General features: G+C 64.5%; 9 protein-coding genes and 1 pseudogene. 7 read left to right on the top strand and 3 right to left on the bottom strand.

Features of this window, described 5'->3' with window-relative positions:
- Positions 1–41: 41 nt before the first annotated feature.
- The gene (locus QP997_RS04405) at positions 42–2,225 is read left to right on the top strand and encodes an FAD/NAD(P)-binding protein (protein ID WP_284846344.1); all 2,184 of its coding nucleotides are present in this window, start codon (positions 42–44) and stop codon (positions 2,223–2,225) included.
- On the opposite strand, the gene QP997_RS04400 is transcribed toward QP997_RS04405, so the two are convergent.
- The gene (locus QP997_RS04400; protein WP_284846343.1) at positions 2,222–3,568 is read right to left on the bottom strand and encodes an AMP-binding protein; all 1,347 of its coding nucleotides are present in this window, start codon (positions 3,566–3,568) and stop codon (positions 2,222–2,224) included. The genes QP997_RS04405 and QP997_RS04400 overlap by 4 nt on opposite strands.
- Before the next feature lie 124 nt (positions 3,569–3,692).
- Between QP997_RS04400 and QP997_RS04395 the strand changes: the two genes are divergently transcribed.
- Positions 3,693–5,057, top strand: coding sequence for a cutinase family protein (locus tag QP997_RS04395; RefSeq protein WP_284846342.1), 1,365 nt, complete (start codon positions 3,693–3,695; stop codon positions 5,055–5,057).
- Positions 5,058–5,143: 86 nt separating this feature from the next.
- Positions 5,144–6,085 carry an RluA family pseudouridine synthase gene (locus QP997_RS04390; RefSeq protein ID WP_284846341.1) on the top strand — a complete coding sequence of 314 codons (942 nt, stop codon included), beginning with the start codon at positions 5,144–5,146 and terminating at the stop codon, positions 6,083–6,085.
- A gap of 19 nt (positions 6,086–6,104) precedes the next feature.
- On the opposite strand, the gene QP997_RS04385 is transcribed toward QP997_RS04390, so the two are convergent.
- Positions 6,105–7,061, bottom strand: a complete 957-nt coding sequence (locus QP997_RS04385; protein ID WP_284846340.1) for a 1,4-dihydroxy-2-naphthoyl-CoA synthase — start codon at positions 7,059–7,061, stop codon at positions 6,105–6,107.
- 45 nt (positions 7,062–7,106) lie between these two features.
- On the opposite strand from QP997_RS04385, the gene QP997_RS04380 reads away from it, so the two are divergent.
- Together QP997_RS04380 and QP997_RS04375 are read left to right on the top strand one after the other, a co-directional pair.
- Entirely contained in the window at positions 7,107–8,279 is a 1,173-nt protein-coding gene (locus tag QP997_RS04380; protein WP_284846339.1) for an o-succinylbenzoate synthase, read from the top strand.
- 193 nt (positions 8,280–8,472) lie between these two features.
- A complete protein-coding gene (locus QP997_RS04375; protein ID WP_284846338.1) occupies positions 8,473–10,239 on the top strand; it encodes an ATP-binding protein in 1,767 nt (588 codons plus the stop codon).
- Between the two features lie 240 nt (positions 10,240–10,479).
- Here QP997_RS04375 and QP997_RS04370 read toward each other — a convergent pair.
- Positions 10,480–10,943, bottom strand: a pseudogene (locus tag QP997_RS04370) (NAD(P)/FAD-dependent oxidoreductase); the annotation flags it as partial.
- A 370-nt stretch (positions 10,944–11,313) separates the two neighbouring features.
- Here QP997_RS04370 and QP997_RS09885 point away from each other — a divergent pair.
- Positions 11,314–12,318 (top strand): type IV toxin-antitoxin system AbiEi family antitoxin, encoded by a 1,005-nt coding sequence (locus QP997_RS09885; protein ID WP_350309546.1) that lies wholly within the window; start codon positions 11,314–11,316, stop codon positions 12,316–12,318.
- Between the two features lie 19 nt (positions 12,319–12,337).
- Entirely contained in the window at positions 12,338–12,886 is a 549-nt protein-coding gene (locus QP997_RS04365) for a hypothetical protein (protein ID WP_284846337.1), read from the top strand.
- Positions 12,887–12,912: the final 26 nt, after the last annotated feature.

The following is a 12,912-nucleotide window of genomic DNA, read 5'->3' as shown; positions in this document are numbered from 1 at the left end:
GGGTGAGGGCTAGGGTATCACGGGAAAACCTTCACGATAAGATGGCCTACATGACCAGCCCAAGGACCATGACCGATTCAACGCCCACCATCGCGATCATCGGAGGTGGCCCGCGAGGCATTTCCATCCTGGAGCGCCTCGCCGCCGAATACCGCCAGCTCGATCCGAGTAAAACCCCCGCTCACCTGGACATTCATGTGGTTGACGAGGTGCGGCCGGGGGAGGGGAAAGTCTGGCGCACCGACCAGACCAAGACCCTGTGCATGAACACTCTGGCCGATGCGGTCACCCTCTTCACTGAGCCCGGAGCAACCGTTACAGCACCCGTGGTGGAGGGGCCGACCATGCACGAGTGGATCATGCTCATCCGCGGCGAAGAGCTGGACTCAGAGCGGGATCCGGGCGGAAAAAAGACAGATCTGTTCACTCGCCTTCCGCTGAGTGTTGGGGCCGAACGCAACTCGTTGACCTCGGATAATGATGGGGTCCAGGCTGCGGAGCCTCTGCCGGAGGCAACCTCGGAGGCCGGAGAATCCGCCTCAACCGTGGGTGCTGGGTGGTCCCTGGCGGGATACGCCACGGAGATCGCCGAAACCCGGCCCGAATCCCACCCCAGCCGAGCCCTTTACGGCGAGTATCTGCGTTGGGTTTTCAGCGTGGTGTTGGGGCTGCTCCCGGAGGGGATGTCGGTGCACCAGCACCTCGCCCGCGCCACCAAGATCGAGGAGGTGCCGGGAGGGTCCGCAGCCGGGGCCGGCGCCGGAGCGGGAAACGGCGAAGGCCATCCCACCCGTGACCGCATCACGCTGGACAACGGCACCACGATCCTCGCGGATGCCACCGTGCTCGCCATCGGCTGGGCCGACACCACCCCGGATGCGTTGGAGAGCTTCACCGCTTCCGCCGTGGACATGCACCCAGCCCTCACCTGGGTTCGCCCCGGCAACCCCGCCGACCAGCAGGTCAGCCAGATCCCCAGCTGGGAGGAATCCCAGGAGGAGGTACTGGTCCGCGGCCTGGGGATGGGCTTCTTCGACCTCATGGCCATGCTCACCATCGACCGTGGCGGGCGGTTTATTTCGGACGCCGACGCCCGCTCGGGGCTGCGCTACGAGCCCTCTGGCCGGGAGCCGAAGCTCGTGGTCACCTCCCACCACGGCTACCCGTACCAGCCGAAGCCGGTCTTCGGCTCCCTGCCACCAGCGGCCTGGCTGCCTCGCTTCAAGGCCGCCGTCGCGGAGCTGGATCTCGCACAGATTCCGGCGAATAGCCTGGACTTCGGCGAGACCCTGTGGCCGGCGATCCTGCGGGACTCACAAGAGGCCTACTACCGGGTTCTGCTGGCAGCCGAACCTGACGTCCTAAAAAAGGTCGGCGAGATCATCGACGACCCGGACACCGACCCGTGGCGGCTGCACGAGGACACCCGACTGGACGGGCTGGTGGCGCAAGAAAACCGCTTCGACCTGCCGTATCACGCCGACCCCGTCGCGCGTTTCGCGGAGCAGGCCGGGGAGGCGGGCCAGAGCATCGACGAGCTCACCGCGTGCATTGCCGATGGTTTGGCCGCGGATCTTTCCGAGGCTCAGTCCGCGCGCGAGTCGGCGGTGAAGATGGGCCTGCAGGTCATCGGCTCGGCCCGCAAGCCCGCTGCTGTCGTGGACGAGCCCGGCCGGTTCACCACCGAATCTCGCCGAGGTGCCTATGCGGAGCTCAAGCGCGTGGGCCAGATGGTGGGCTCCGGGCCGCCGGCCTTCCGCACCGCAGAGCTGCTGTGCCTGGTGGACGCCGGCTACGTCCGCTTCCTGGGCGCGCACCCGACGATGGTGATCGACCCCGAGACGCCTGCGTTCGTCATGACCTCCCCGGTGACCCGGGAGGAGCCGGTGGAGTCCCGCACCCTGGTGGATGCGTGGCTGCACAAGCCGGACGTGCGCAGCACCGCGGATCCGCTGAGCCAGCAGCTGAAGGACGCCGGCCGGATGCGCACCTGGCTGCGCGGCGATGGCACCGCCTCCCGCGCCCCAGAGGTCGAGCTGGCGACGAGCCGGCTGATCCACGAGGACGGGCAGGTTGATCCGCGGGTGCACATGGTCGGCATCCCGCTGCAGGACATGCGCGCGGATATGACGATTTCCCCCATGCCGCGCACCGACCCGCTGATGCTGCAGGAGACGGACGGTGCGGCAGTCTCCGCGCTGCGGGTGGTGACGGACAACCGCTAGTTCGCGGCGCAGGCCTGGCGGGCGAGCTCCGCGATCGCGATGCGATCCAGCTTGCCCGGGCCGGTCTTCGGCAGCTCCGCGACAGCGAAAGCGCGGCGCGGGATGAGGTAATCCGCGCAACCGGCCTCCCGCATGGAGGAGCGCACGGCGTCGGTGACCTCCACCGGATCGCCGGAAGCCTCAGTACCAGCGGTGCGCAGCACGGCGACCACGGCCTCGCCCCAGTGCTCGTCGGAAACACCAGAGACACAGACCTCGGAGACCGCCTCGCCGTTCACAACAGCGTGGGAGCGGGTGGCGTTCTCTGACTGCTCGGGCAGAACCTTCACGCCACCGGTGTTGATTGCGCCGTCGGCCCGACCCAGCACTTGTAATGTGTCCCCGTCCAGGGCGCCGATGTCGCTGGTGCGGTAGACCCCGAGCTCGGGGAAGCAGTCCTCGTCGTTGTTGCGGTAGCCGCGGGCGACCATCGGGCCTTCGAGGACGATGCGTCCGGCGCCGTTGGCGTCCGCGTCCTCGATGCGCACGCTCGCGCCCGGCAGTGCCTGGCCGTCGTAGACCATCCCGCCGCTGGTCTCGCTGGAACCGTAGGTCAGGACGTAGTTCACGCCCGCCTCGTCCAGCTGGCCGCGGGCCTTATCGCCCAGTGCCGCACCACCGATGAGGACCGCGCCGAAGAGCTTCAGTGCCTCGATACCTTCCTCGGACTCCAGCAGGGAGTGCACCTGCGGTGGGACCAGCGAGGTGTGCAGATCCTCGTGCGGGAAGCGCTTCTTCAGCGCGGCGGCGTCGGCTGCGAAACCGGACACGCTAAAGCCCGTGCCCTCGATCAGCGCGGTGGTCGCGACCGGGGTGAAACCGGCCATCATGCCACGCAGAATCACCTGCAGGCCTGCGATGTGGTGGGCCGGCAGCGCCAGCAGCCACGGGCCCGGCTCCACCTTTAGCTTCTTGCGCAGCACCTGCTCGGTGGCGCGGGCGGAGGAACGCAGGTTCGCGGCGGAGAGCAGCGCGCCCTTCGGGGTGCCCGTGGACCCGGAGGTGGTGGCCACGAGGGTGCCGGCCTCGACCGGCTCGCCTGCCCGCATGACCTTCTTCAGCTCTTCGCTGGCACCCGCGTCCGGGGAGTCGGCGGCGGGGACCGGCAGGATCGAGCTGCGCCCGTCCAGCACCTGGGAGAGCATGCCGCGCGCGGCCTTGAGGTTTGTCGCAGAGACCTCAAATGCCTCGAGCGTTGCCATGCCGGTGCCGTCGTCGATCTTCGCGGGGTAAATGAACTTTGAGTGTCCGTCCCCGCGGTCGCCGAAGCGGCCTAGTTCTTGCGTCTCATTATTAGTACTCACCCGTCCGACTCTACTTGGCTGCGTGGCGGGGGTCTCCCGCCTGCGAGGTGTCGCCCCGCTGACCAGCGGTGTACTGCCGGGGCTCACCGTTGAGCACCGGAGCGTGCGCAATACACTATTGCCCATGCGTCGCCTTGTGTCTTGCCTTGTTTCCCTCCCGCTCGTCGCCGCTGCTGTTGCGGTCCCGCAGGCAAGTGCGAGCCCTATTCAGGACGTCACCCCCACGCCGATCGCGTCCTGCCCAGCCGTGGAGGTCATCACCGCTGCTGGGTCCGGGGACGCCCACCCGGGCGATGACCCGAATGTCCCGCGGGGCTTCGTGGTGGGCACGAATTTCAGCAAGCTTGCCGAGCAGCGCTTCGAGGGCGTGCGGAGCTGGCAGCTGCCCTATTACGGCAGCGCAGGCATCGTGGGCAGCAACGAAAAGATCGGCCTGCCGAGGTTCCCGAACTACGCGGCCTCTGCGGCGGATGGCGTCGAGAAAGTGCGGGCGCGGATCGATGACGTCTCGGCCGCGTGCCCGGATACCGCGTTCGCGCTCGCGGGATTCTCTCAGGGCGCGCACGTCGCTGGCGATGTGTTGATGCATCTTTCCCCGGAGCAGGCGGAGAAGGTGATCGCGGCGTACCTGCTGGCGGATCCGCGCCGTGGCAGCAAGGATGGCGCCACCCTCATCACCACGAACCACGGGCCGATGCCGAAGCAGCACACGGGCCTGTTGGGCTCCCGCCCGGCGGGAACCTTTGACCGCTACGAGGGCAAGGTGCGCAGCATCTGCAGCCAGGGGGATCCGGCCTGTGACATTCCGCCGGGCGGGCTGCTTGCCGCGGTCGGGCAGTGGGCGCAGCAGGCCGACCCGGAGCCCTACGAGGTCACCCCGGTGGTGGCGATGGATTCCATGCTCACCGACGGCAGCTTCCTGATCGCGGTGGCACCGGTGGCCCCGCGGCTGGCGGTCGCCCTGGGGCACAGCGACCCACGTGGCGTCGGCGATGCGCTGCGGGCAGCGGCGGGTAACCCCCGGCTGAACCAGGCACAGCGCAACACGATGAACCTTGCCGCCCACGAGGTGCAGGACATGCTGAGCTACCTGAAGGCGAAGGGCTTCGCCACCCACGAGCCGGGGGCGACGGGCAGCACCGCCGTGGACACGACGATCGGGCTGGTGCGCCTGGCCTTAGACCCCGCGGTCGCGGCGGCCGTCCCTCAGGCGCTCGGGATGTTCGACCGCCACTTCGTCTACCGAGGTGAATCCCGGGCGTTCACCACGATCGACGGGGTGCGGGTGGATGACTGGATCACCGCAGACCTGACCCGCGAGATCGGCAATTACCTGGGCCAGCCAGAGCAGGCGGTGCGCCCGGTTCCTGCCAGCGAGCGCCGGGGCCTAGTTAAGCTCTTCGGGCACGGCCTGTGGAAGCTGCTCGACAAGGTCCTGGGGAACCGCGATCCGGCCTCGCAGCGGGTGTGGGAGCGCTTCGAGCTCTAGCCGCGGGCCGCGGGCCGGCGCTGCGACTATGAGCAGGCGGGTGGGGACGCCCGCCCGATCTGCTACAGATAGAGCCCAGAGCCACCATGAAGCATTCCGAACCTCAGACCCTGATCGTGAGCGACTCCCAGGCGGATCGCCGCCTGGACAAATACATCCGTTCGCAGGTCAAGGGCGTGCCCGCCACGGTGCTGTTCCGCATGATGCGCACCAAGCAGATCACGGTCAACGGCGCGAAGTGCAAGCCCGACCAGCGCACTGTCGCCGGCGATAAGGTCCACCTGCCCGCCCTCGAGGTCGCTGAGGCGAAGCCGAAGCCCGCGGGGGATCGTAAGGCCGCGGAGCAGCTGGCCCGCAGGCTGTCCCGGCACATTGTTTTTGAGGACGATGATCTGCTCATCGTGAATAAACCCGCCAACATCGCCGTGCACGTGGGCAGTGGGGTCAAGGCCGGGGTGATCGAGGCGCTGCGCGTGCTGCGGCCGGAGGACAAGGAGCTGGAGCTGGCGCACCGGCTGGATAAGGAGACCTCTGGCCTGCTGATCGTGGCGAAGAATTCGAAGATGTTGCGCCACCTGCAGTCCCTCCTGCGTGAGGGCGGGGAGGACATCCAGCGCTATTACCTGGCGGTGGTCAGTGGCGCCGTGAAAAAGTCGGGCAAGCAGCCGCGACGGATTGATGCCCCGCTGCGGAAGACGGGGGCGGCCACGGTGGTGGATCGCCGCGCCGGGCAGCAGGCGGAGACGAAGCTGTGGGTGAAGAAGCCCTGGGGACGTGCGGGAACCCTCGTGGAGGCTCAACTACTGACCGGCCGGAAGCACCAGATCCGTGTGCACCTGCAGCATCTGGGCCACCCGATCATCGGGGATTCCCGCTACGGGGATAAGGCAGTGAACCAGGCGGCCGCGGAGAAAGGCGTGCGGATGCTGATGCTGCACGCCTCCCGGCTGGTGATCCCGCTGCCGGGCGGCGAGGAGCTGGATGTGCAGGCCCCGATGCCCCCGGCGTGGAATAAGTTACGCGGTTAGCGCCGACCGGCCACAAGACCTAGTAGTAGTACGGGAACTCGTCCCAGTTCGGCTCGCGCTTCTCCAGGAAGGAGTCGCGGCCCTCCACGGCCTCGTCGGTCATGTAGGCCAGGCGGGTGGCCTCACCAGCGAAGACCTGCTGGCCCATCAGGCCATCGTCGGTCAGGTTGAAGGCGAACTTCAGCATGCGCTGCGCTGTCGGGGACTTCGCGTTGATCTTCCGTGCCCACTCGATCGCGGTGGTCTCCAGGTCGGCGTGGTCCACCACGCGGTTCACGGCACCCATCTGGTGCATCGTCTCGGCGTCGATGGCCTCGCCGAGGAAGAAGATCTCGCGGGCGAACTTCTGGCCCACCTGCTTAGCCAGGTACGCGGAACCATAACCGGCGTCGAAGGACCCCACGTCGGCGTCCGTCTGCTTGAACTTCGCGTGCTCGCGGGACGCCAGGGTCAGGTCGCAGACCACGTGCAGGCTGTGCCCGCCACCGGCGGCCCAGCCGTTGACTAGGCAGATCACGACCTTCGGCATGGTGCGGATCAGCCGCTGGACCTCCAGGATGTGCAGGCGGCCACCCTCGACCTTCGCGCGAGCTTCGTCCACGCCCTCGGCACCAGCGGCGGCGACGTCCGAGTCGTGGCTGGTGGCGTACTGATAACCGGAACGGCCGCGGATGCGCTGGTCACCGCCGGAGCAGAACGCCCAGCCGCCGTCCTTCGGCGACGGGCCGTTTCCGGTCAGCAGGATGGTGCCGACGTCCGGGGTGCGGCGTGCGTGGTCGAGTGCGCGGTACAGCTCGTCGACGGTGTGCGGGCGGAAGGCGTTGCGCACCTCCGGCCGGTCGAAGGCGATGCGGACGATGCCGTTGGCGCGGCCCTCGCCGGTGTGGCGGTGGTAGGTGATGTCGGTGAAGTCGAATCCCTCAACCTCGCGCCAGGCGGTGGGGTCGAAGATCTCGGAAACCTTATTTTCGCTCATGCCTGCCCATATTAGGTGTCCGGCTGCTCGCCTAGGGTGGGTGGCGTGAATATCACTCAACAGCAGCTCGACCAGTTCCTTCGTCACGCCCGCGAGCACGCGCACGTGGTGGCCCTGCCGATGCGCACGCGCTTCCGCGGCATCGATACCCGCGAGGCGATGCTCGTTCCCACCCCTGGCGGGTGGGTGGAGTTCGCGCCCTTCCTGGAATACGGCCCCGCGGAGTCTTCCCGCTGGTTGCGCAGCGCGGTGGTCCATTCCCTTCTTCTTGACGACGACGCCACCGCCCGGCCGCAGGGTGCCTTAGCGGATCATGCCGCGTTGCAGGTCCCGGCGGGGGTCGCGGTGCCGGTGAACGCCACGATGCCCGCTGTGGACGCGCAGGCGAATCCGCAGCAGGTGGGGGAACTGATGGCCCGTTACCCGGGGTGCACGACGGTGAAGGTCAAGGTCGCTGAACCGGCCGTGCTGCGGGAGCAGGGCTTTGATGTTGCTCTGGCTCAGGATGTGGCGCGCGTGCGTGCCGTGCGGGCCTGGTTCGCCGAGCAGGGGGTGACCCGGCCCCGGATCCGGGTGGACGCGAATGCGGGTTGGTCGGTGGAGCAGGCGCTGGCGGTGATCTCGCAGTTGGCGGGCGAAGATGTGGCGGGGGAGGACCTGGATTACGTGGAGCAGCCCTGCGCGACGGTGGCGGAGCTCGCGGAGCTGCGGCAGCGCCTGTCCGATGAGGGGGTTGCGCCGGGTGGTTCGCCGGTGCGGATCGCCGCCGACGAGCTGATCCGCAAGGCCTCGGACCCGCTGGCTGTGGTGGAGGCCGGGGCGTGCGACGTGGCCGTGGTGAAGGTCGCCCCGCTGGGCGGTATCGACCAGGTGGTGGCGGTCGCGCGCCAGGTGGCGGCCCACGGGGTGAGCCTGACGCTCAGCTCCGCGCTGGATACTGCGGTGGGGATTGGCGCGGGACTGCAGGCTGCTGCCCTGGTGGCGCAGGTGGGGAAGGATGCCGGGGTGTTCGGCCAGGATGGGCCGAACGCTGCGGGGCTGGCGACGGGCTCGCTGTTCACTGCGGACGTGGGGGTGCGGGAGATCAGGGATGGCGCGATGCTCACGGGCGCGACCCAGCCGGACTCAGCGGTGCTGGAGCGCTACGCGGTGGACGCGGAGCGTCGGCAGTGGTGGATCCGCAGGATGGAGGCTGCAGCCGCCGAGCTGGGGTCGTGACGCCCGCTAGGAGAGCATCCAAAACAACTAGAAACAACTTTGAAACAACCACCGGAGGCTTCTTGACCTGGGGGAATAATGAGATGAAGGGTCGGGCTGGCCACAATAGTTGTTCGTAAGTTGTTTCAAAGTTGTTTCGCTGGGGTGGGTGGCGTCTCTAAAACAACTTCCTGGGGAAATGTATACTTCACATATGGAATCCCCCATGATTGACGATGCGAAACCGTGGCTGCCTGAGGATGTTGCAGAGGCTCTAGACGCTATTTGGAACGGAGATTCGGCTGACAATGTCGAATCGGAGACCCTAGAGATCAAAGAGGACCCTGCCCGTGTTCAGCACGCGCCTTCGAAGGCCGATAAGCATCGGGCGCAACTTGTAGAAAAGCTCATTGATGAGGCGGTATGCCTGGCTAATGGGGAGTCCGCTATGGGGCACATCATCGTGGGTATCAGTGACAAGCTGACCGGACCTGAAGCGTTTACGGGGACAGACTTGGATACCTTAACCATTGAGAGAAAGATTCTTCATGGTACTCAGCAGCAACTGAGGGTTGAAGCATCTGAACTTGAGTATCACGGTAGTCGCCTTGTTGTGATCCGTATCCCAGAAGCATTGACCATGTATACCCGCACCCAAGGCCAGGCGAAGCGGCGGCGGGGCACGAGTTGTGAGCCGCTGCTGGAGGCAGAACGGCAAGCGTTGGTTCGGGAAAGGGCGAACCCCGATTATTCAAACGGGAGCTCGAGGCTCCAGGTTCAGGACATCGAGCTGCCAGTCCTGGAAGAGGCTCGCCGACTGTTGAGGGGGAAACGGTCCAGGGAAGACGGGTCGGATTATGTGCCGAAAGGTGCCAACGGACTCCTTCGCGAACTGGGGCTCGTGGGCCATGATGGTTCGCTCAAGAGGGCGGCAGAGATCCTCATGCTGCCACCGGACAAGCCCGCCCTGACGGTTCAGTATTTCTGGAGACCCATCGTGGGGGCCGATCCTGAAGTGAGCGAGATCAGTGAACCGCTGTTGACTGCGCTTCCCCGGCTGCGCCGCCTAATCAGGGAGCGCGCAAGTCAAGAAATTGAAAGAGTGCAGTTTGATGATGGGCAGGAAACCGCGATCCCACGCTTCCCTGCCCAGGCGATTGACGAGGCCGTCACGAATGCCTTCATTCATAGGGACTGGCAAATCAGTCGCCCCGTGGTTGTTGACCAGACGCCTCGTGCTCTGAAGATTTGGTCCCCGGGTCCTCTGCCGCCGGGGGTTGATCGGGATCACTTGCTGACGACTCAATCGGTGCCGCGGAATAGTCGCCTTATGGCGGTAATGCGTGGGCTCGGCCTGGCTGAGGAATCGTCGCGCGGTTTTGACCGCATGTGGTCCGCAATGATTGGAACAGGTCGGGAAGTTCCGGAAGTGCGTGCTGAGGAAACCTTCGTTGAGGTGATTCTTTCAGCAGGTAAGCCCGATGTGGGTTTTATCAAGATGCTTCATGAACTGGAGAAGCTACCTGATGGCGAGGCCGTGAGGAGCGTGGGCACTCTCATTGTCTTAAAGCAGCTGTGGAGCGCGCCTCGGATCACGAAGAATCAGGTTGAACGGCTTGCGCAAATTTCTTCAATGGAAGCCGCCGAACTGATGGAGTCGCTCCAAGACATTGGGGTGGTAGCGCGGCTCCAGGGGGCGGATGAATGGGTTTTGGGAAGGGCGGTTCAGCAGGGGACAGCTTCTTCGGGTGGTGCCCAGCCCCAGTTTGCTAGTGCTGCGACGATGCCTACAGAAGAGTGGTTGGAAGAGCAGCTGCGAACTGGCACGGTACGCGCAGCAGAAGCCGCCGAGATTTTGGGTATAGAGCGCTCCGAAGTGACGAAGATCTTGCGGAAACTGCGGGAGCGCGGGGTGGCGCGTATTGACCCGGCCGGCCCGCAGCGTGGGTCAAACACACGCTGGATTGGGGCGTCGGAGTAAATAGCTTGGCAACAATCCTGGAACAATAAAAACAACTTTGAAACAACTTCCGTAGGCTTCGTGACCTGGGGGGAATAATGAGATGAAGGGTCGGGCTGGCCACAATAGTTGTTCGTAAGTTGTTTCAAAGTTGTTTCGGCGTGCCGGAAAACAACTCCGGAACAACTAGTAACAACCCGGCAACACCTCGCAGCAATGCCAATCGCAGCATCAGGTTGACGTCCTGAAGCGAACGCCGGGCTACCGGGACTCGAGATAGCGGACGGCGGCCTGACCGGCGCGCCTGCCGGCGCGAGTCGCGCCCACCGTCGAGGCGGTGGAGCCATAGCCGACCAGCAGCACCCGCGGGTCCTTGGCTACGCGCACTTCGCCGTCCATGAGGATTCCTCCGCCCGGTCCCCGCAGCTTCAGTGGGGCGAGGTGGCGCAGGGAGTGACGGAATCCGGTGTTCCAGAAGATGACGTCGGCATCCACCTCGGTGCCCGGGGGTTGGCCCAGATGGTTTCGCTCACTTCCTGGAGCTCCAGGAGGAACTGAACGGCCGACAGTCCGCCACCGACGACGAGGGTGCGCAGGCCCGCGAAGTCCTCCTTGCGGGTGTAATCCTTCGTGTGCAGCTGGCGGCCGCGGAAGGTTTCGATGCCAGGGATGTGTGGCACGTGCGGGTTGTTCCAGGTGCCGGTGGCGTTGAGGAGGACGTCCGTGGTGATCGTGGTGCTCGTGGCGTCCGGCCCGGTGGCGGTGACGGCGAGCCCGGCCTGGCCTGCACCGATAATGAGCGCGCGGAAGTGGCCCCGATCCAGGGAAGATAGCTCCATAACCTCACCCTAACGATGCTGATGTTTTCGGCCGGAGGCCGACAAGTGTGTTCACTAAAAATGAACGTTCAGTATTAATGAACGTTCATTATTGCTGAACATCAGCTAGAGTGGCGGTATAAACGGGGAAGAAATCAGTCGCTGGAACGACATATTCAACCTTGTAGAGGTGCCTCTCGAGTTCGTGGAGCTAGGTCAGGAGGGCGTCGGGGATGGGGGACTGTTCGTGCGTCACGGTGACGCCTCCGCGAAGTGTATGGCCCGCCAAGTTGAGACGAATGATCCACAAGGGTTACGGGCTTTGGTGGCGGAAAAAGCTGCCGACGAGAGCGACCTCCCAACGCTGCTTCTCGCTCCGAGGGTTACGCCTAAGGTGGCTGATTTCCTACGGGGGGCGGGGGTTATGTTCGCAGATGAGCGAGGAAATTGTTTTATCTCCTTTCCCGGGATGTACCTAGATATCCGTGGCAGGGTGAAGGGTTCTCCGGTTGAACAAGGCGGTAGCGTTTCGCTGAAAAGAGGGGAGCAAGCAACTTCGGCAAGTCCACAGGATAAAGCTGCTCGGCGATTACGAAAGCCAGCAAGGGGTGCTGCATCGCAAGTTAAGGCGCCTACCGGTTCCTTGTTTACGCCACGCCGAGCGCAGGTGAGCGCGGTTATTTTGGATCGCCCGGAACTGCTTGACTCTCCTGTCCGAGAGGTTGCGAGACAGGCGGGGGTCTCCGTTGGTAGCGCTGCGCAGACGCTAGAACTGCTGACGCAAGCTGGCTACCTCAATAAGTCGGGCTTCGGGGGAAGGTATTACTTCGAGCGACCGAAGGCGCTCCTGGATGCGTGGGCGCAGTCCTATGCCACTGGGCTTGGTGCGGATCTGGAAATCTTCCGAGGAGAGGCGGATCTGGGCAGATTTGAGGCCATGGACCCCATGGGCTGGGTAAGCGGCGAGCAGGCTGTGCCGCACTTGGTCCGAGGCGGAACTACCGTTCATCTTTATTTGCGAGACTCGGCTGAACTTAGAGAGTTGTTGAGGAGCGGTCGGATTCGCCGATCAGACAATGGCAATGTCATCGTGCGCACGGCGTTTTGGGGCGCTGGCCAAGGAAGCCGTGATGCGAATCAGACGGATCAGAGTGATCATGCGACCGTGCTTGGTGAATGGCCATGTGCGCCGTGGCCAGTAATCTATGCGGATCTCGTGGGCACTCACGAACCCCGCCTGCTGGGAGTCGCGCAAGAGCTAAGATCGACAATCAATTTCTAGAGCCTCCGGGGGTGGGGTAATGAAATGGTCGGAGAGCAATGAGGATATTGCTGAGGTTCTTGCTGCGCTTGGACGGTATATCGACCTAGATCAGATCATGCTGGTGGGGGCGCGGTGTAGGGATATTCATCAAGAAAAATACCGGCCAGGCCCGCCAGCTCGGGCGACGCGGGACATCGATTTTGCGGTAGCGCTTCGCAGCTGGGCGGATTTCGATCGCCTCAAGGAGCATTTCGCTTATCCGGGGAGAGCTTGGCAAGCGATCAAGGTCAGTGGCTTTGACATTGACTTGGTGCCGTTTGGGGCAGTTGAAAACCCGCCAGATGAAGTTGAGCGCGAAGGGCTAATTCTTAACATGGCTGCCCAGCTACTCGGCAGCGATGTCGCTCAGGTGCTCGGGATAAGAGAAGCGAGCGTATTGGTTAATCGTTTCGCTGAAGAGGGTGATAGGGGGATTGGTCTTGCAGAGCATCTTATTGCCGAGGGGGAGCACCCGACTCCGTTTGAAGCGCGAAAGGAGCAGGTCGAAGCCCTCTTGAAGGGAATATGCGAGGCCTTCGATGGTTAAGTCGCGTGTTCTCCATGTTTTTGGAT

The organism is Corynebacterium sp. MSK039 (genome assembly GCF_030232315.1).
GTDB lineage: Bacteria > Actinomycetota > Actinomycetes > Mycobacteriales > Mycobacteriaceae > Corynebacterium.
The sequence above is the reverse complement of the archived record's forward strand: the minus strand, read 5'-3'. Positions and strand labels throughout refer to the sequence as shown.